Origin of the sequence: Shewanella sp. SW1, from assembly GCF_025653545.1 — a bacterium.
Classification (GTDB): Bacteria; Pseudomonadota; Gammaproteobacteria; order Enterobacterales; family Shewanellaceae; genus Shewanella; species Shewanella oncorhynchi.
Map to the genome: position 1 here is coordinate 21,357 of NZ_JAKKSG010000003.1, position 19,400 is coordinate 40,756.

The following is a 19,400-nucleotide window of genomic DNA, read 5'->3' on the forward strand; positions in this document are numbered from 1 at the left end:
GGTTAAGAGGGTTTTTATTAGCTAATGCACAAGCATCCATTTTTTGCACTTTGCCTAAAAGTGTCACAATGCCAACGCTCGATTGTCGTACCATACGATGATACTGGCCTTAAGCATCTCACGTTGATCCGCATCAATTCTGGCCGCGAAGAAGCCAATAGTCCCCTGTTAAAATAATCTTGCCTAGCGATAAGCTGGTTTGGCGTGTTCGCTAGTTCAGTGTTATCGGTTTTCGTTTTCTACTTGTGTTATCGGTTTCTGAAGGTCTTAACCTCTTTCGAACGTCTTTAAGCTACTTATTAGCTTGATGTTTTAAGGATACGACTCAGGATCTTATTTGGCTTTTTGGCGGTATTTGCGCCCTCTAGCCTGAGGATAAATGCAAGCTAGGCAAGTAAAGATAGCTTTACTGAGGTAAGGGAATAAGCTTTCCCTTCAATATGATACGATGTATTGCGCTAAGATGAGTTGTCTCTTGCGCTATTAATGAAAATCGCAGCAATGTCACTTACACTAGCGTGACGTTGCGGCATTAAGGAGAAGGTAAAATCTACCTTCGTGTATGTCAGGTAAGGTGTCCCTTTGCCTGGGTTTGTCGAACGGGCGGTTGTGCTATTAAGCCATAACCGTTTAACCCATTTTTTAATAGACGGGCTAAATAATAATGAATGATTGGTCTATTGATGATGCTCGTGCTGGGTACAATGTTACTCACTGGAGCCAAGGTTTTTATGGGATTAGCGATCAAGGTGAGGTGACTGTGTCACCGGACCCCAAAAATCCTGATTACAAGATTGGCTTAAATGAGCTAGCCAAAGACATGGTTAAGGCGGGAGTCGCTTTACCTGTACTAGTTCGTTTTCCGCAGATCCTGCACCACAGAGTGAACAGTTTGTGCCAAGCATTCGACCAAGCGATACAGAAGTACGAGTATCAGGCGGACTATTTGCTGGTTTACCCGATTAAAGTAAACCAACAGCAAACTGTGGTGGAAGAGATCCTGGCGAGTCAGGCATCAAAAGAAGTACCACAACTGGGTTTAGAAGCGGGCAGTAAGCCTGAGCTGATGGCTGTGTTAGCCATGGCGCAAAAAGCCAGTTCAGTCATTGTATGTAATGGTTATAAAGATAATGAATATATCCGTTTAGCACTGATTGGTGAAAAGTTAGGCCACAAGGTTTACATCGTTTTAGAAAAACTGTCTGAACTGAAAATGGTGTTAGCTGAATCTAAACGTCTGGGTGTGACACCGCGTTTAGGTCTACGTGCACGTTTAGCGTTCCAAGGCAAAGGCAAGTGGCAGGCGAGCGGCGGTGAGAAATCTAAGTTCGGTTTATCTGCTGCGCAAATTTTGTTGGTTGTAGAGCAACTTAAGCAACACGATATGCTGGATTCGCTGCAATTGCTGCATTTCCACTTAGGTTCGCAAATCGCTAATATCCGTGATATTCGCCAAGGTGTGAGTGAAGCGGGTCGTTTCTACTGTGAATTACGTGAATTAGGCGCAAGCGTTAACTGCTTTGACGTCGGTGGTGGTTTAGCGGTGGATTACGATGGCACTCGTAGCCAAAGTAATAACTCGATGAACTATGGCCTGACCGAATACGCTAACAACATAGTTAACGTATTGACCGACATCTGTAATGAGTACGAGCAACCAATGCCACGTATTATTTCAGAATCGGGTCGTTACTTAACGGCGCACCATGCAGTGCTTATCACCGATGTTATCGGTACTGAAGCTTATCAGCCTGAAGATATTCAACCGCCTGCGGAAGATTCACCACAGTTATTGCATAACATGTGGCATTCATGGTCTGAGATCAGCGGCCGCGCCGATCAACGTGCTTTGATTGAGATTTACCACGATAGCCAAAGTGACTTACAAGAAGCGCATTCGCTATTCGCTTTAGGTCAATTGACCTTAGCGGAGCGTGCGTGGGCTGAGCAAGCTAACCTGCGCGTGTGTCATGAAGTGCAAGGGCTATTGAGTGCGAAAAACCGTTATCACAGACCTATCATTGATGAACTCAATGAAAAGTTAGCCGATAAGTTCTTTGTTAACTTCTCATTATTCCAGTCATTACCGGATGCTTGGGGTATTGACCAAGTGTTCCCAGTATTGCCGTTATCGGGCCTAGATAAAGCCCCTGAACGCCGTGCTGTCATGCTCGATATCACCTGTGACTCTGACGGTATTGTCGATCAATACGTTGATGGTCAAGGGATTGAAACCACGCTGCCAGTGCCAGCATGGAGTGCGGATAGCCCATACCTGATTGGTTTCTTCCTTGTGGGTGCATACCAAGAAATCTTGGGTGATATGCATAACCTGTTTGGTGATACAAACTCAGCAGTGGTTCGCATCGAAGATAATGGTGTGACTAACATCGAATCTGTATTGGCGGGTGACACGGTTGCTGACGTATTGCGTTACGTTAACTTAGATGCGGTGGCCTTTATGCGCACTTATGAAGAGTTAGTGAATCTGCATATCGCCGAAGGTGAACGCGCACAAATTTTAGAAGAATTGCAACTAGGGCTGAAAGGCTATACCTATTTAGAAGATTTTTCTTAATTTCTAGCGTGTTAAAATAAATCAGCCTTGGGTAACCTCGGCTGATTTTTGTTTTTATAAGGACAGATTTTTCACTTTTATTGCCGTTTTAGTCGTGTAAAATCGCGTTGTTCTAGGATCAAGTAAAGGATGAGTGACGATCATGAGGTCAAAGGGTTGATGTTTTTTGAAGGTTCAGAAAAAAAACTCGAGATTATCGTGACGGCGTCTACGCCGAATTTACGAGAACTCGATGTGAGTTTTTGGTCTGCCTTAGTCAACTGTGCCCACGCTGAGATACTGTCGCAGTTAAGTAATGCGGACTGTGATGCTTATCTGTTGAGTGAATCCAGCTTGTTTGTATGGCACGACAGATTTGTCATGCTCACCTGTGGTAACAGTACCTTAGTGGACGCCGCTTGTTATTTTATCGACGCGCTTGGCGTGCCTGCCATGGCCTTGGTGAGTTATCAGCGTAAAAACGAATACCAAGCCCATCTGCAAACCACGAGTTTTGCCGAGGATATTGGCAAACTGCGCCAACGTATCGCCGGTAAAGCCTTTCGAGTGGGCCATCTTGACAGCCATCATCACTATTTTTTTTGCTCTGACAGTGATTATCGAGCACCAAAGGATGATCAAACCAGTGAGCTGTTGATGTACCACATTCGTGGCGAATTTGCCGACTATCTTAATGGCGGCTCGCAGAGTAAAGATGATATTTGCGCTGCACTCGAACTTAACGATTTACTCCCTGAATTTGAGATTGACGCCCATTTATTTGATCCGTCAGGCTTTTCGATGAACGGTCTCTGGGGCAAATATTATGTTACCTTGCATATTACGCCTCAAAGCGAGAATGCGTGCGCTAGCTCCTATGTGAGCTTTGAAACGAATCTGGATTTAGCGCAGTATCCGCAAGATCTATTGGGGCGTCTATTAACCTTGTTTGCTCCTGTCAGTTGGGACACAATCCGCTTTAATACCGACGACTCAACGCAGGGATTTCCTGCCCATTTATGCTTAGGGCGGTGTTCATTAACGACCGAGCAAGGTTATGACATTGGTTTTAGCCACTATCAGCAGCTTCAGGCTGAAGTGCTGATCCCTGAACTCATGTGAATTTTTGACGTTTGCTTAAGGAAACCCCATGACAGATCTCAGTGACATCCGCCGCGAGTATGCCAAAGGCGGCTTAAGACGTGCTGACTTACCGCAAAACCCGATGGACTTGTTTGAATTGTGGATGACGCAGGCGAGGGATGCGGAGCTTAGCGATCCCACCGCCATGTGTGTGGCGACTGTAGATGAGCACGGCCAACCTTTTCAACGAATAGTATTACTTAAGCGGTTCGATGATACAGGTTTCGTATTCTTTACTAACCTTGGCAGCCGTAAAGCACAGCAAATTGCTGCTAATAATAAAGTCAGTTTGCATTTCCCTTGGCATCCTCTAGAGCGGCAAGTGTCGGTGCTCGGTGAAGCGCAGGCGCTGTCCACCGCTGAAGTACTTAAATATTTTATGACCCGTCCTAAGGACAGCCAAATTGCGGCTTGGGTATCACAGCAATCGAGTAAACTCAGTGCCAGACAAGTACTTGAAGGCAAATTCTTTGAAATGAAAGCTAAGTTCGCCAAGGGCGATGTGCCTTTACCCAGTTTTTGGGGCGGTTACTTAGTGAGACCTTCGAGTATCGAATTTTGGCAGGGTGGAGAACACAGGCTGCATGATCGTTTTATTTATTCTCGCCATGATGCAGAGTGGGAAATCGATCGTTTAGCACCTTAGTACGGTGCATAGTTCGATAGCTCGGCATAAAACTGAGCTCGTGAACCTAACAACAGAGTTAAAAGACATTGAGTGATTATAAAATTTGGGTTGATGCGGATGCATGCCCTAATCCTATCAAAGAAATCCTGTTCCGGGCGGCGGAGCGCAAAGCCCTGCCGCTGGTGCTGGTGGCTAATCAAATGATCCGCGTACCGCCATCTCCCTATATCAGCCAAATTCGAGTCGGTGCGGGATTTGATGTGGCAGATCAATATATTGTCGATCATGTTGAACCGACGCATTTAGTGATCACCGCGGATATTCCCTTAGCGGCTTTAATCATTGAAAAGGGCGCCTTGGCGCTCAATCCCCGTGGCGAGCTCTATACCGTCGATAACATAAAACAAAAGCTGACGATGCGCGATTTTATGGAGGATTTGCGCGGTTCTGGCGTGCACACTGGCGGGCCTGATTCGTTTTCTCAAGCAGATAAACAGGCTTTTGCCAATAGCTTAGATAAATGGTTAGTGCGCGTATGAATCATAGTTTACTGGTCGCTAATGGATAAACAGAGTATCTTTAGCTTAAGTTAGGTGATGTTGATCACGTTTAACTGGGCAGGATTTTAGCCTGTTGCGGATGTCGAATTTCTTTACGGCATGGCTTTTAAACTCACTCTTTAAGGACGGATATGATGAAAAAATGGATGGGAATTGTCGCCTTATCTGCTATGGCCAGTTTTAGCTGTGCCGCGCAATGGCAAGTGATGGAACAAGATTCGCGAGTCAGTTTTATTTCGGTAAAGAAAGGTGATATAGGTGAAGTCCATCACTTTAAACAACTCAAAGGTACGCTAAAAGATAACGGTCAATTTGAATTAACAATTCCACTAATCGGTGTGGCAACGGGTATTGATGTCCGCGATGAGCGGATGCAAAATTTGTTATTTGAAGTGTCTTTGTATCCAGAGCTGAAACTGTCATCACAAGTAGACCCTAAGATACTAAAAAATCTTGGCGTCGGTGAGAGTAAAGTTTTTGATATTGATGGAAAAATTGCGTTACACGGCAAATCGCAAACTAAGGCTTTTTCGGTGATTATCACTAAAGTTTCTGATAACAAACTTTTAGTGAACAGTTTTCAACCGGTAATTGTTAATGCCAATGAGTTTGATCTTGTGGCTGGGATTGATAAATTACGTGAAATTGCGGGTTTATCGAGTATTAGTCAAGCTGTTCCTGTGTCATTTGTACTAACCTTAACTCAGTAACTTCAATAAGATTGGTATAGATCAATACGTCTGTTATCGAAGATAGGCTAGAGTTAAATAAGTGGCGTATGCGAGATCTTGATAAGAAGCCGAGCCTTTGGCTTCTTTGATATTTTCTGATGTGCTATTAATAGCATCACAATAGATATTAAGTTAATGAGTTTAAAGGGTAAAAAATGGTCACAGATAAAGATGGTTACATGCATTTGGTCCAGTATTTAACTGAACATCTTGGCTTATTTGAAACACCAAATTCTGAGGTGATTTCAGACGATACTGTGATGGAATTGTTTGAAGAGCAATTGTCGGCGCAGATCATTATGGTGTGTGGTCAAAATCCGTCATTGTCTTTCACGCAGCGCAACATGATTATCCGCGAAGTGGATGCGATAGTATATGATTTAGAAGAGATTTTAGCTTCGGTTGCCAATCATAAAGCCACGCCCGCGCAGACGTTATTTATTACCGAATTTTCCGGTTTAATTAAGAATTTGTTCGATCAAGAAATCGCTAAACAGCAAGTCAGCGCCTAGTCAGAAGGGCGCTCTAGCTTTGAGTGGCAAGCGTGCTGGCATTAAAATTAAGGTGTAATTTCAGCTCGTTGTAACAGTTAGTGTTAACGGCCTATTTTAACCGTCATGTTTTTGCCGCTTGATTGCCACGCTTGAGTGCCATGTGTTTCCTCACCTTGAATCTAGTCTTAAGTCGCTGCGCGAGTTAGCGTTAAGCTTAAAACATTTGGTGTGAGGCTATATCTGCTATCCGTTTCCCTTCGAGTTATTCTACTTTTCATCACTTTTCAGTCTTGTATTGCCACTTCGCTTTGTGACTTTTTCTGCTGACTGACACTTAGCTCGAGTGATTTTAAAACTTGAGTGGTGAGGACTAAATCGGCTTAGCGTAAAATAAACCACTCTCTTTTCCAGCATTTATGCCATTGTCTGTGTATCTTTAGTGTGTGAGCTTTAACTATTTTCCCCTTCGTGTATTGATAAGGAGTGTTCAATGCTAACGATCTCTTCGGGCCATGCCCATGACATATTAGCAGTCGTCGCATCTGGTCGTGTAAACCATGAGGATGTTGAAGGTTATCTGGTTCCCGCCATTGAAGCTAAGCTGCAAGATCACGCCAGTATTCGCCTCTGGTACGAGTTTGCCCCTGAATTTGAAGGCATATCCGTCGCTGCCCTGTGGGACGATGCAGTACTCGGCTTATTTCATTTAAGTGATTTCTCAAGAGTGGTGATGATTGCTAACGAAGCTCAAACAAGCGCTATGGTCAATGCGCTTGCCTGTATGCTGCCGTGCCCTGTAAAGGTATTTACTGCCGATGAGCAAACCCAAGCTAAGGCATGGCTTGATCAGTAAGCCGTATTCTTTATTGCGACGCTAAGCTGGTACTAAGCGGCCAATGACACTGTATGTGTGTGCCTTGGTTTAACTGGCTGCTGATGGTTAAGCTGCCATTGAGATCGTTTTTGAGCCACAGATTGATGCAGGTTAAGGTTCCGAGGCAGAGTTCTTGCTCCAGTTCCTGTCGCAATTGTGCGAGCTGCGCCTCCGTCATACCAATTCCATTATCGATAATACTGATCTGCAGCACGTCGTTCGATTTGTCGATGGCGATGGTGATTTCACGCTGTTCGTTGTGAGTCTTAAAAGCATGATTCAAAGTGTTAGTAATTAAGCGATAGAAGAGTTGCAGATATTGCCAAGCAGGGCCATCGATGATGATGTTTTCCTCGCAATCGAGCACTATCTCTACGTTTGCTTTCGCTAATTGCACTTTTAGCAAACCTAAGAGATGGCGCATAAATTGCGCGAGATGTAATGGACGAATATCGTTTTGATGATTGGTCAGCAGCTGGGCAATATGCCGCAATTTCTCTGCCTGAGTCACCATGATTTCGGTGATCTGAGTTCTGTAATTTGCCTCGTCCGTTTGCTGCAGTTGGCAAACTTTGGCGAGTAGCTGATCTTGCTCATGCATGATCTGCGTCATCATTTCAGCTAAGAAGTTTTGCATTAGCTGTTGGCTTTGTTCACGGCTGAGATTGAGTTGATGATGCTTCTCAAGCATTTTAGTTAATGCTTCTTGCTCTTGGTAAAGCTCATTATTATGTTGATTGATAAGGCGAATTTGCTCTTGTAGATGATTGAGCGTCTCGACTTGCCCTAAAAGTAATTTCTCCTGTTCTTGCTCTTTAATCTTTTTCAACGTGATATCAAAGGCGATAGCGCCGACCGCAATCACAGTATCGTCATCATCTTTTATCTTAAATTTGGTCACGATATAAATAAGATTCCCCAGTGGCGAGGGGATGGCCTCTTCAAAATTAATGGCTTCGTTATTGTGCAGTACGCGCCGATCGTTCTGTTGATACTCATGGGCAAATTGGCTGGGGAATACCTCAAAATCCGAGGCGCCAATAATGCGTCTGCGTTCTATGCCTAAAATTTCACAATACTTGTCATTCACCAGAATATATTTACCGTGCAGATCTTTGACATAGATAAGGTTTTGGGAAAATTTCAGCAAAGCCCTTAGTTGTTCTTTATGGCGCTTTAATTCGAGTTGGAATAGGTTCTGACTCTGCAATTGTTGCTCTAGTGCAAGATTACTGGCATCTAAACTCGCCATCGCCACTTCAAGTTGTTGAGTGCGCGACAGGAATGTCTTGGCTAATAAGCCAATTTCGTCGTGACTGTCTTTGGCTTTGAGTTCGATAGAGGCGGAATCATTACGTTTTAAGGCTTGGACGATTTCAATAATGGGGGTGATAAATAGTCGGTGCTGGAGTAAGAATAATAGAATTAAGCCTAATAGTTGAATACAGACTAAATAAACGCCGACCTTTTCGATTAAATGTTTAGCGGTATCCTGCAGCGGTGAAATTGGGGTGACGACAAGTACCTTCCAATAGGTATTTGGCATGAGAAATACCGAAACGAGAGATGCCGTTTTAAGGATTGGATCATGGGTCAAAGTTACCGACGTCAGTAATTTCGGGGCAGTAAAATGATTTAAGGCATTGTTATTTACGATGGCCGCTAACATGTCACGCTCATTTTGATGACTTAGTCTCGTTAGATGCTGCATCTGTTCTTGGGTAAAAACGCGCTCGGCAATCGCCGCTTCTATAAAGGCTTTATCTGCACTCTGTAATTCGACTTCGACGGGGCTGAAATCTGGCTGTTGGCTGGCGAGATGATTGAAGGTGACGAAAGAATGATTGGTATTGGTTTGATGCTTAAGATCGTTATTGGCATCTGGATAGGCGAGTACTTGGTTTTGATGATCTAAGGCTATGACATAGCCTCTGACATTAATCATAGCATTGCGTAACAGCACATTGAGCTTTTCTAAACTGATATCCACAGTGGCTGCACCAATAAACTGATGGTCCATCCACATAGCGCCTGAGGCTGTGATCATTGACTCATGGGTTGTCGGATCGAAATAAGATTTTGACCAGAAAATTTTACCAGCAGGAAAATAGCGCGTCGGGCGATACCATTCTTCGGTGTGGTAGCTTGGGAACGTGTCTTTGTTATAGGAATCAATGGCGACTAATTCATCGTTTACATTGTGTGCCCAAAACAGGCTATCTCGAAATTTTTGCTGATTAAACGCGCCGGGTTCCGGCCAGACGCCGCCGCCAGAGATGATGCGTTGTTGACTATCGAGTTTCAGCAACGTGGGAATGGTTTTCACCAGTTGCTCATGATCATAGCGGTAAAGTTTGGCAATACTGGAAATAGAGTCGACTACGGTTTCAACCTGTGAAGTCATTTCTTGCAGTTTGGCGATAATCAACTGGCCATAGTTTTGGTTTAACACGGCTTGCTGATCAAGAACTTGTTGGCGTTGAATGCTTAGCATCACCCAAGCTGTACTACAAATCAAAATAGCGGCAATGACGAGCTGAATAAGGCTAAATTTGAATGGCAAACTGTTTTGCCATTGGGTTAATGGCGTGTGTGGCTTAGATGTCGAACTTTTTCCCATAATCCCCAGTTTCCAAATCACCACTTTTCATTGAGCCAGTGTAGCGCTTTCTCACTGTTTTGCTATTGGCATATGTTTAAGTTGCGAGGATTGAATAGGATAAGTGGAATATAATCGTCAATAAAAAGGCAGGTTTTATGCCTGCCTTATCTCAAACTCGTTATTTATAAAGAGATGGTTTATTTGAACCACTTAGGACAGGCACAATAAAGAGTAACCAAGCGACTAAGAAGCCACTGAAGGCCACGACCATCCATTCGGGCATCGTTACACCCATAAAGACCCAAGGTACATCAGTACACATGCCAGTAGGCATCATAACGGCAGGGAACCATTCGTGTAATGGCATCCAAGCTGGAAATTCAGGTAAGAATGAGCAGGTTGAAAAAGGGGATGGGTTGGCTTGCATATCTACGAGCGATAAGGCTAGTTTTAATCCCCAAGTTGCACTGATGGCCCAGAGCACGGCAGCTAAGATCCTGACGATTCGATATTTGGGTGCTGTCATGCCAATGAGACCTGCTGCCAATAAACCAAAAATAGCGAGTCTTTGGTAAATACACATGACACAGGGTTCCAGTTTCATAACATATTGAAAATACAGGGCGGCTGCTTCTAACCCAAGGGCTGTGCCTGCGAGAATAAACCAAGATGAACGGGAATGGGCAAAGCGAGTCATTACAGTCAAAGTGAGCTCCATATCAACAAAAAACGCCCTCAGACATGGGGCGTTTTTTGGACTCTACTTATTAAATAAAGTTCAGTCAATAAAGAAGATTAATGTCCAGTCATCGGCTCTAAAACTTCACTAGCGCTGTGATGGATGATTATCTGGGAATCATAGAAATATTGGGTGGCTTGTTCTAAGAAACCCGTTTGAATCGCCATGACACCTACAATAGACAGCACGATAGTGTAAGGTAATGCCATCCATACCATTCTGCCATAGGATAAGCGGATAAGTGGCGCTAGGGCTGAGGTTAGTAGGAACAAGAACGCCGCTTGACCATTGGGCGTGGCAACCGAAGGTAAGTTAGTTCCAGTATTAATCGCAACGGCCAGCAAGTCGAATTGATCACGGCTGATTTGACCGTTAATTAATGCCGCTTTCACTTCGTTAATGTACACTGTGCCGACGAACACGTTATCACTCACCATAGACAGCAATCCGTTGGCGATATAGAAAATCACCAACTGAGTATTGCCTTGATAACTCAGTGCCCATTGGATCACTGGTGCGAATAAGTGCTGGTCGATAATCACGCCAACAACCGCAAAGAAGACAGCTAATAACGCGGTAAAAGGCAGTGCTTCTTCGAAAGCTTTACCGAGGGCATGCTCATCGGTAACGCCGTTAAAGGCTGTGGTTAAAATAATCACAGAAAGACCAATTAAGCCCACTGAGGCCAAGTGCAATGCAAGTCCTGCGATCAACCAGACACCCACTAAGGCTTGGACGATTAACTTCATGTTGTCTTTATTGGTACGGCGCGCATCTTCATGGGCGGCATATTCACATAAGATCCGATGAACGGCCGTTGGCAACTTAGCGCCATAACCAAAAATGCCAAATTTTTCAACTAAGTAACAAGTTAAGATACCCGAGATTAATACAGGAACAGTAACGGGTGACATACGCACAGCGAATTCACCAAATTGCCAATTTGCTTGCGCGGCGATAATAAGGTTTTGTGGTTCACCCACCATAGTACACACGCCGCCCAGCGCAGTACCCACACCAGCATGCATTAACAGATTACGTAGGAAACCACGGAATGCACTGAGTTCTTCTTCGTTTAACTGATCTTCACCATCATCATTTTTACCTTCAGAGGTATGATCGTGATCGGCGCCGAAATCTTTTCCAGAAGCGACCTTGTGGTAAATAGAATAGAAACCCACAGCGACCGCGATAATGACGGCAATAACCGTTAACGCATCTAAGAAGGCTGATAAAAAGGCTGAAGCCAAACAAAACATTAATGACACTAAAATTTTAGAGCGCACTTTAGTAATGATTTTCGTGAAGCCAAATAGCAGCAATTGCTTCATGAAATATATACCAGCGACCATAAATACCAAGAGTAATAATACTTCGAGGTTGGCTTCTATTTCATGTAAGACTTGGCTTGCCGATGTCATTCCGATCGCGACGGCTTCAATTGCCAATAATCCGCCAGGCTGTAATGGATAGCATTTTAATGCCATTGCTAAGGTAAAAATAAATTCTAGAACCAATACCCAACCAGCCACAAAGGGGTCGACATAGAAAAAGAGTATTGGATTGATAATTAAAAATGACAGTATTGCGGTTTTGTACCACTTAGGAGAATTTCCTAAGAAGTTCCCAATAAACGCCTGACTCATTGTCGCCGGCATGGCAGCCTCTCTTCTAATTATGTTAAAAATTGCACGTGATTATTATCAATACCTGCGTTAGTTAAATGAGTCTAGCCTAAAGAGAAAGCTAATGTAATGAGTTACTGATACCGACATTTCAAAAAGCGGAGCTAAGCGGCAAAATTGGCCCATCCTGTATTGACCTTGGTCGTTTTTTTGAACGATTCTGTGACATTTACACGGCGATAACACAGTGATTTTAAGTGAATGGTTTCCATTTTTTACCGCTCTGGTATGATCAGTGACCATTACGACGCACAACAACTGGATAAGTGGGCTGATGATTATCAATGCCAAAGGACCTGCAAGTTTTGCAGAGAAGTATATTGTGAGATCAATTTGGGAAAACAAATTTCCTCCAGGGTCCATTTTACCGGCTGAACGTGAGCTTTCAGAATTGATTGGTGTGACTCGCACCACTTTGCGTGAGGTGCTACAGCGCTTGGCGCGTGACGGTTGGTTGAAAATTCAGCATGGCAAACCAACACGGGTTAACAACTTTTGGGAAACCTCAGGCTTAAACATTCTTGAGACTATTGCTGATTTGAATCCCGAGGGTTTTCCGGTATTGGTTGACCAACTCTTGTCAGCTAGAACGAACGTCAGTGCTATCTATTTTCGCGGTGCTTTGCGTTATAACCCGGATACCGCTGTGGAGGTACTTGCAAAGATACACCAGCTTGAAGATACGGCTGAATCCTATGCTGAATTTGACTACTTACTGCATCACACCTTAGCGTTTTCGTCAGGAAATCCACTTTACGTTTTGATATTAAACGGATTTAAAGGTTTGTATAGTCGAGTTGGTCGTTATTACTTTACCAGCTCAGATGCGCGTTTATTAGCATTGAACTTTTACAAAGAATTAGAACTGTTGGCTCAGGCTAAAAATTACCTCGATGTCTCTGCGCTAATGCGTACCTATGGCATGAATAGCGGTAAGATGTGGTTACAATTACGCGAAGATATGCCGGCTTCTATTGCTCAAGATCATTAAACTCTGTGAGTGATATCACGTTAAGATAGTGCTAAATAAACAAAAAGGCCGTTTCAATTGGAAACGGCCTTTTTATTGTGCTTATTATTCTGGTTTATTGGCTTCAGGGCAGGATGCTAAGACGCTAATACCCGCATCTGCATTTTTTTGCTCTAAGGTGACAGTGAAACCCCATAATCGATGTAAATGCTTTAATACTTCTTTATGGCTATTGGCTAAGGGAATATCGTTATTTGGCACATAATGTAAGGTTAAGGATCGATCACCGTTGATTTCCACATTATGTACTTGGATATTTGGCTCAATATTAGACAGGTTATATTGTTGTGATAGTAACTGGCGAATATCTTGATAGCCCCGTTCATCGTGGATCGCGGATACCGAAAGATAATTGCGTTTCTCATCATCATGGATACCAAACAATTTAAATTGGCGGATAACTTTAGGTGAGAGATATTGGCTTATAAAACTTTCATCTTTAAAGTTTTGCATCGCAAAATGCAATGTTTCTATCCAATTACTGCCAGCAATGTCGGGAAACCAAGCTTTATCTTCATCGGTTGGATTTTCACAAATACGCCGAATATCGGTGAACATGGCAAAACCTAAGGCGTATGGGTTGATGCCGCTGTAATAACGACTGTTGTAATCAGGTTGGGCCACAACGCCTGTATGGCTTTGCAAAAACTCGATCATGAAGCGGTCAGTAACCACGCCATCGTCGTATAAGTGATTCAAGATAGTGTAATGCCAGAAGGTTGCCCAGCCTTCATTCATCACTTGAGTTTGTTTTTGCGGATAAAAATATTGCGCCATTTTACGCACAATACGGATTATTTCTCTTTGCCATGGTTCAAGTAAAGGAGCGTTTTTCTCGATGAAATATAAAATATTTTCCTGCGGTTCGGCGGGGAAACGACGTTTTTTAGATTGAGACTGCTCATGTTGATGGGTCGGAATCGTGCGCCATAAATCATTTACTTGGCTTTGAAGGTAAGCCTCGCGATCCTTTTGTCTTGCTTGTTCTTCCCTGAATGAGATTTCAGAGGGACGTTTATAACGATCGACACCATAGTTCATTAGCGCATGACAGGAGTCTATGACGCTTTCGACTTGTTCTACACCGTATTTTTGCTCGCAGTCACTTATGTAGTTTTTAGCAAAGACAAGGTAGTCAATAATCGAGCTCGCATCTGTCCATGTCTTAAATAAGTAATTGTTTTTAAAAAAGCTGTTATGTCCGAAACAGGCGTGAGCTATCACCAGCGCCTGCATTGTGATGGTGTTTTCTTCCATTAAGTAAGCGATGCAGGGGTTAGAGTTAATCACAATTTCATAGGCGAGCCCCATTTGGCCACGTTTGTAACCTTGCTCGGTTTCGATAAAACGTTTGCCAAAGGACCAATGGGTGTAACCAATGGGCATACCAATGCCCGCATAAGCATCCATCATCTGCTCAGCGGTGATGACTTCAATTTGATTTGGGTAAGTGCTGAGCTTATACAGTGCTGCTACCCGTTCAATTTCCTTGAGGTAGTCCTGCAGTAGCTCGAAGCTCCAGTCGGGACCATCGCTCAGTGGTGTCCAAGGTGTTGATTTAGTTATCCCCATAGTGCCCCCTTAAACCGCTTGTTTCTTGAATAGCTCCCTAAAGACAGGGTAAATATCTTCGGCTTGACGTATGTGCTGCACGGCGATGTTGTCGTAATGCTGTTGCAGGGATTCATATTCGCGCCACAGGGTTTGATGGGCGCGATTGGTGATTTCGATGTAGCTGTAGTAGCGCACCAGTGGCAAGATTTTTTGTTCTAACAATTGCCTACAGGTTGGTGAATCGTCGGCCCAGTTATCACCGTCGGATGCTTGGGCTGCATAGATATTCCACTCATCGGCGGGGTAGCGGGCTTGTTGAATTTCATGCATTAATTTCAATGCACTGGACACTATGGTGCCGCCCGTTTCTTGGGAGTAAAAGAACTCGTGTTCATCGACTTCTTTGGCTTGGGTATGGTGGCGAATGTAAACCACTTCTAAATTTTTATAGGTACGAGTGAGGAACAGATACAGCAAGATATAGAAGCGTTTTGCCATATCTTTGGTTGCCTGATCCATAGAACCTGACACATCCATTAAACAGAACATCACAGCTTGGCTAGAGGGGATTTCTCGTTTCGCATAATTATTAAAGCGCAGATCGAAGGTATCGATAAACGGCACTCTAGCAATCTTTTGTTTTAACTCCTCAATTTGAGCTTTTAAATCCAAAATCAACTCTGCCTTAGTACCTGGAATATTTTCCAGTTCAGCAAGTTCTTGTTCTAACTCTTTTAATAGTTTCTTTTTACTGGCCGACATTGCAATGCGACGTGCAAGGGATGAACGTAATGAACGGACAATATTAATGTTAGCGGGGACGCCATCATTGGTGAACCCAGCACGGTAAATTTGGTATTCCACCAGTTTATTGAGGCGATTTTTTTGTAGATTGGGGAGTTCTAAGTCCTCAAACAATAACTCTAGATACTCATCTTTAGAGATTTCGAACACAAAGTCATCGTCGCCTTCACCCGAGTTTGAGGCCTCGCCTTTGCCCGAACCGCCGCCTGAACCACCAGGTGGTCGGTCAATTTTATCGCCACGGGTAAATTGGTCATTACCGGGATGCACTCTATCCCTGACACCGCCTTTGCCTTGGTGAAACATTGGTTCACTGATATCCCGTGTTGGGATACTGATTTTTTCGCCTTTATCTACATCCGTTACGCTGCGACGAGTCACTGCATCGCTGACGGCCTTTTTAATTTGTTGCTTATATCTATTGATAAAGCGTTGGCGGTTGACTGTGCTTTTTCCTTTCGCATTCAACCGTCTATCGATAAAGTTCGCCATACGCACCTCCCAAAACCCAGCGAAGGCTTTGGCAACACCAAAGCCCTGTACTTAGTTAGCGCAAGTTTAAGAAGATTTACGAACTCGTAAATACCACTCAGACAAGAGTCGGACTTGTTTTTTGGTATAGCCTTTCTCCATCATGCGATTGACGAAATCATCGTGTTTGCGTTGATCGTCGTTCGACGTTTTGGCGTTAAAGGAAATAACAGGCAGTAAATCTTCTGTGTTGGAGAACATTTTCTTCTCGATCACAGTGCGAAGTTTCTCGTAGCTGGTCCAGAGTGGATTGTTACCCTCATGGTTCGCGCGGGCGCGCAGCACAAAGTTAACGATTTCATTACGGAAATCTTTAGGATTGCTGATCCCCGCGGGCTTCTCAATCTTCTCAAGTTCAGCATTGAGGGCGGCGCGGTCGAATAGCTGACCTGTTTCTGGGTCGCGGTATTCTTGATCTTGGATCCAAAAATCGGCGTAGGTAACATAGCGGTCGAAGATATTTTGGCCGTATTCAGAGTAAGACTCTAAGTAAGCGGTTTGAATCTCTTTACCGATAAACTCCACATATTTAGGGATCAAATAACCTTTTAGGAATTCAAGATAACGTTCGGCGGTATCGCCGGGGAACTGTTCTTGTTCAATTTGTCGTTCGAGGACATAGAATAAATGTACTGGGTTGGCGGCGATCTCTGAATGGTCGAAGTTAAATACCCGCGACAAAATCTTAAAGGCGAAACGGGTGGATAGTCCATTCATGCCTTCATCGACACCTGCGTAATCACGGTATTCTTGGTAAGACTTAGCCTTAGGATCGGTATCTTTCAGGCTTTCACCGTCATATACCCGCATCTTAGAGTAGATGGAGGAGTTTTCAGGCGGCTTGATGCGTGACAACACACTAAATTGCGCTAAGGTTTCTAAGGTGCCGGGAGCGCAGGGCGCTTTTGATAACTCAGAGTTGATTAGCAGTTTTTGATAGATTTGCAGCTCTTCTGAGACCCGTAAACAGTAGGGCACTTTGACGATGTAAACACGGTCGAGGAAGGCTTCGTTGTTTTTGTTGTTTTTGAAGGTTGACCACTCGGACTCGTTTGAGTGAGCCAGAATAATCCCGCTATAGGGCAAGGCCGATAAGCCTTCTGTGCCGTTATAGTTACCTTCCTGAGTTGCAGTTAGTAGTGGATGCAGCACTTTAATGGGTGCCTTAAACATCTCGACGAATTCCATCACCCCTTGGTTTGCACGGCACAATGCGCCTGAATAGGCGTAAGCATCGGGATCATCTTGGGAGAAATGTTCGAGCTGCCGAATATCGACTTTACCGACAAGGGACGAAATATCTTGGTTGTTTTCATCACCGGGTTCAGTTTTCGCTATTGCCACTTGGTCCAGAATGGATGGAAAGACTTTCACCACGCGAAATTTGGAGATATCGCCACCAAACTCATGCAGACGTTTTACCGCCCAAGGCGACATGATGGTTTTCAGATAACGGTTGGGAATGTTGAATTCATCTTTTAACAGCTGTCCATCTTCTTCCACATCAAACAGGCAGAAGGGGTGATCGTTGACTGGGCTGCGGACTCCATTCGCGCTCAGAATGTAAATGGGCACTTTTTGCATTAGTGCTTTGAGTTTTTCGGCTAGCGATGACTTACCGCCGCCCACTGGGCCCAGTAGGTATAGAATTTGTTTGGATTCTTCTAATCCTTGAGCCGAGTGCTTTAGGTAAGCCACAATTTGCTCTATGGCGTCTTCCATGCCGAAGAAATCTTTAAATGCGGGATAGCGTGAAATAAGTCGATTCGAAAAAATACGGCTAAGTGTTGGATTTTTTGCGGTATCAATGACTTCTGCTTCACCAATTGCAAGCAGTAGTCGCTCTGATGCTGACATGTAAGCGCTGCGATCTCCCTTGCAGATGTCCAGAAACTCCTGCAAAGAATATTCTTCATCGAGTTTTTGTTCGTAGCGCTTTTGGTAATGCTCGAAAATGCCCATATAAACCCCCTGAAACGCCAGTGATGTCATGGAACGGATAACTGGCTAGCCAGCCTTCTACTCTAATCTTAGACACAAACTCACTATCTGTGTCAAAAAAATATCAAATAAAAACAATAACAAATAGTTGCAAACGCAATTATTGCACTTGTAGTTAGCGGAGGATAAATCGGTAGGATAAGGGATGGGCGGCAAACGAGGGGCATAAAAAAAGAGCCACTAGGGCTCTTTTTACTGGGATTAACCCACTGCTCATTCGGCAGTAAACAACGTTAGGTTAAATGAATTAACCTGCGAAGTTTTGGTTAACGAAGTCCCAGTTAACTAATTGCCAGAAGTGGGCAAGATAGTCAGGACGCACGTTACGGTAATCGATGTAGTAAGCGTGTTCCCACACGTCAACTGTCATGATTGGTGTTACTGTGCTGTCAGTCAGTGGCGTCGCTGCATTGCTAGTGTTAACGATAGCAAGAGTGCCATCGGCTTTTTTCACTAACCATGTCCAAGCGCTACCGAAGTTGTTTACTGCTGAATCAGTAAATTGCGCTTTGAATGCGTCGAATGAACCGAAAGCGGCATTGATTGCATCAGCAACTGGGCCTGTTGGTTCGCCGCCAGCATTAGGGGCTAAGCAGTTCCAGTAGAAAGTGTGGTTCCACACTTGAGCTGCGTTGTTAAACACGCCACCCGTAGAAGTTTTGATGATATCTTCTAAAGATTTGCCAGCGAAATCAGTTCCTTCGATTAAGCCGTTTAGCTTCACAACATAAGTGTTGTGGTGCTTGCCGTAGTGGTATTCTATAGTTTCTTGAGAAATGTGTGGTTCTAGTGCGTTCTTTGCATATGGTAATGCGGGTAATTCGAAAGCCATTAGTATCTCTCCATGGTCTTAGGTTATCGTTTCTTAAACGTGCTCACTTGGGACTATTGTACCGATAAAATTTGTGATGTGAATCATTGTTTAGCTAATTGACTAGATAGACGCCATCGAAAAATCAAATGTCGACATAACCTTACAAACTGTGGGATTTTGTTCTGCGTCTAGCTGACGTACAATAGTCGCATTGAGTCAACGTCATCCTACTTAGGAATCAAAATGGAAACAGTAGAGAAAATTAAGCAGCAGATCACGGAAAACCCTATCATTGTTTATATGAAAGGCTCTCCTAAGTTACCAAGCTGTGGCTTCTCGTCACAGGTAGCTCAGATCATGATTAACTGCGGCGAGCAGTTTGCATTCGTGGATATTCTTCAGCATCCAGACATTCGCGCAGAATTACCTAAGTTTGCTAACTGGCCGACTTTCCCACAATTGTGGATTGAAGGCGAGTTGATCGGTGGGTGTGATATCGTAGTGGACATGTTCCAAAAAGGCGAATTACAACCTTTGATCAAAGCGGCTGCCGCTAAGATCAAGACTGAAGAGTAAGAGTTAATTCTTACTTCATAAAAATATTGCTTCATAAAAAAGCCGCCGTGATTGATATCACGGCGGCTTTTTTATGG

17 protein-coding genes are annotated in these 19,400 nt (G+C 43.9%); 10 read left to right on the plus strand and 7 right to left on the minus strand.

The window, feature by feature from the left end:
* The first annotated feature begins 24 nt into the window (after positions 1–24).
* The 8 genes from L5M71_RS03325 (at position 25) to L5M71_RS03360 (ending at position 6,966) form a co-directional block, all read left to right on the plus strand.
* Positions 25–177 carry a hypothetical protein gene (locus L5M71_RS03325; RefSeq protein WP_011846564.1) on the plus strand — a complete coding sequence of 51 codons (153 nt, stop codon included), beginning with the start codon at positions 25–27 and terminating at the stop codon, positions 175–177.
* Between the two features lie 487 nt (positions 178–664).
* Entirely contained in the window at positions 665–2,578 is a 1,914-nt protein-coding gene (gene speA / locus L5M71_RS03330; protein ID WP_028760330.1) for a biosynthetic arginine decarboxylase, read from the plus strand.
* Positions 2,579–2,737: 159 nt separating this feature from the next.
* On the plus strand, positions 2,738–3,679 hold the full coding sequence (locus L5M71_RS03335) for an S-adenosylmethionine decarboxylase proenzyme (RefSeq protein ID WP_263205700.1): 942 nt from the start codon (positions 2,738–2,740) through the stop codon (positions 3,677–3,679).
* 28 nt (positions 3,680–3,707) lie between these two features.
* On the plus strand, positions 3,708–4,346 hold the full coding sequence (gene pdxH, locus L5M71_RS03340; protein ID WP_131523902.1) for a pyridoxamine 5'-phosphate oxidase: 639 nt from the start codon (positions 3,708–3,710) through the stop codon (positions 4,344–4,346).
* A 68-nt stretch (positions 4,347–4,414) separates the two neighbouring features.
* Positions 4,415–4,867, plus strand: a complete 453-nt coding sequence (locus tag L5M71_RS03345) for a YaiI/YqxD family protein (RefSeq protein WP_006081277.1) — start codon at positions 4,415–4,417, stop codon at positions 4,865–4,867.
* A gap of 155 nt (positions 4,868–5,022) precedes the next feature.
* The gene (locus L5M71_RS03350; RefSeq protein WP_028760327.1) at positions 5,023–5,598 is read left to right on the plus strand and encodes a YceI family protein; all 576 of its coding nucleotides are present in this window, start codon (positions 5,023–5,025) and stop codon (positions 5,596–5,598) included.
* Positions 5,599–5,774: 176 nt separating this feature from the next.
* Positions 5,775–6,131 carry a DUF3802 family protein gene (locus tag L5M71_RS03355; RefSeq protein WP_006081279.1) on the plus strand — a complete coding sequence of 119 codons (357 nt, stop codon included), beginning with the start codon at positions 5,775–5,777 and terminating at the stop codon, positions 6,129–6,131.
* 472 nt (positions 6,132–6,603) lie between these two features.
* Positions 6,604–6,966 carry an STAS/SEC14 domain-containing protein gene (locus L5M71_RS03360; protein ID WP_259527522.1) on the plus strand — a complete coding sequence of 121 codons (363 nt, stop codon included), beginning with the start codon at positions 6,604–6,606 and terminating at the stop codon, positions 6,964–6,966.
* Between the two features lie 10 nt (positions 6,967–6,976).
* Here L5M71_RS03360 and L5M71_RS03365 read toward each other — a convergent pair whose 3' ends face one another.
* The 3 genes from L5M71_RS03365 to nhaB all read right to left on the minus strand — a co-directional run bounded on the left by L5M71_RS03365 (position 6,977) and on the right by nhaB (position 11,986).
* On the minus strand, positions 6,977–9,607 hold the full coding sequence (locus L5M71_RS03365; protein WP_263205505.1) for a PAS domain-containing protein: 2,631 nt from the start codon (positions 9,605–9,607) through the stop codon (positions 6,977–6,979).
* A gap of 160 nt (positions 9,608–9,767) precedes the next feature.
* Positions 9,768–10,295, minus strand: coding sequence for a disulfide bond formation protein DsbB (dsbB, locus tag L5M71_RS03370; protein ID WP_028760323.1), 528 nt, complete (start codon positions 10,293–10,295; stop codon positions 9,768–9,770).
* Positions 10,296–10,384: 89 nt separating this feature from the next.
* On the minus strand, positions 10,385–11,986 hold the full coding sequence (gene nhaB, locus L5M71_RS03375) for a sodium/proton antiporter NhaB (RefSeq protein ID WP_028760322.1): 1,602 nt from the start codon (positions 11,984–11,986) through the stop codon (positions 10,385–10,387).
* A gap of 301 nt (positions 11,987–12,287) precedes the next feature.
* Here nhaB and fadR point away from each other — a divergent pair, with 301 nt between their 5' ends.
* Entirely contained in the window at positions 12,288–13,004 is a 717-nt protein-coding gene (fadR, locus tag L5M71_RS03380; RefSeq protein WP_028760321.1) for a fatty acid metabolism transcriptional regulator FadR, read from the plus strand.
* Between the two features lie 84 nt (positions 13,005–13,088).
* On the opposite strand, the gene L5M71_RS03385 is transcribed toward fadR, so the two are convergent.
* The 4 genes from L5M71_RS03385 to sodB form a co-directional block, all read right to left on the minus strand.
* Positions 13,089–14,615 (minus strand): SpoVR family protein, encoded by a 1,527-nt coding sequence (locus tag L5M71_RS03385; protein ID WP_263205503.1) that lies wholly within the window; start codon positions 14,613–14,615, stop codon positions 13,089–13,091.
* Between the two features lie 9 nt (positions 14,616–14,624).
* Entirely contained in the window at positions 14,625–15,893 is a 1,269-nt protein-coding gene (locus L5M71_RS03390; RefSeq protein WP_063883574.1) for a YeaH/YhbH family protein, read from the minus strand.
* A gap of 66 nt (positions 15,894–15,959) precedes the next feature.
* Positions 15,960–17,894, minus strand: coding sequence for a PrkA family serine protein kinase (locus L5M71_RS03395; RefSeq protein WP_131523897.1), 1,935 nt, complete (start codon positions 17,892–17,894; stop codon positions 15,960–15,962).
* A 286-nt stretch (positions 17,895–18,180) separates the two neighbouring features.
* Positions 18,181–18,765, minus strand: coding sequence for a superoxide dismutase [Fe] (gene sodB / locus L5M71_RS03400; RefSeq protein WP_028760317.1), 585 nt, complete (start codon positions 18,763–18,765; stop codon positions 18,181–18,183).
* Between the two features lie 225 nt (positions 18,766–18,990).
* On the opposite strand from sodB, the gene grxD reads away from it, so the two are divergent.
* Positions 18,991–19,323 carry a Grx4 family monothiol glutaredoxin gene (gene grxD / locus L5M71_RS03405; RefSeq protein WP_011846572.1) on the plus strand — a complete coding sequence of 111 codons (333 nt, stop codon included), beginning with the start codon at positions 18,991–18,993 and terminating at the stop codon, positions 19,321–19,323.
* Positions 19,324–19,400 lie beyond the last annotated feature (77 nt).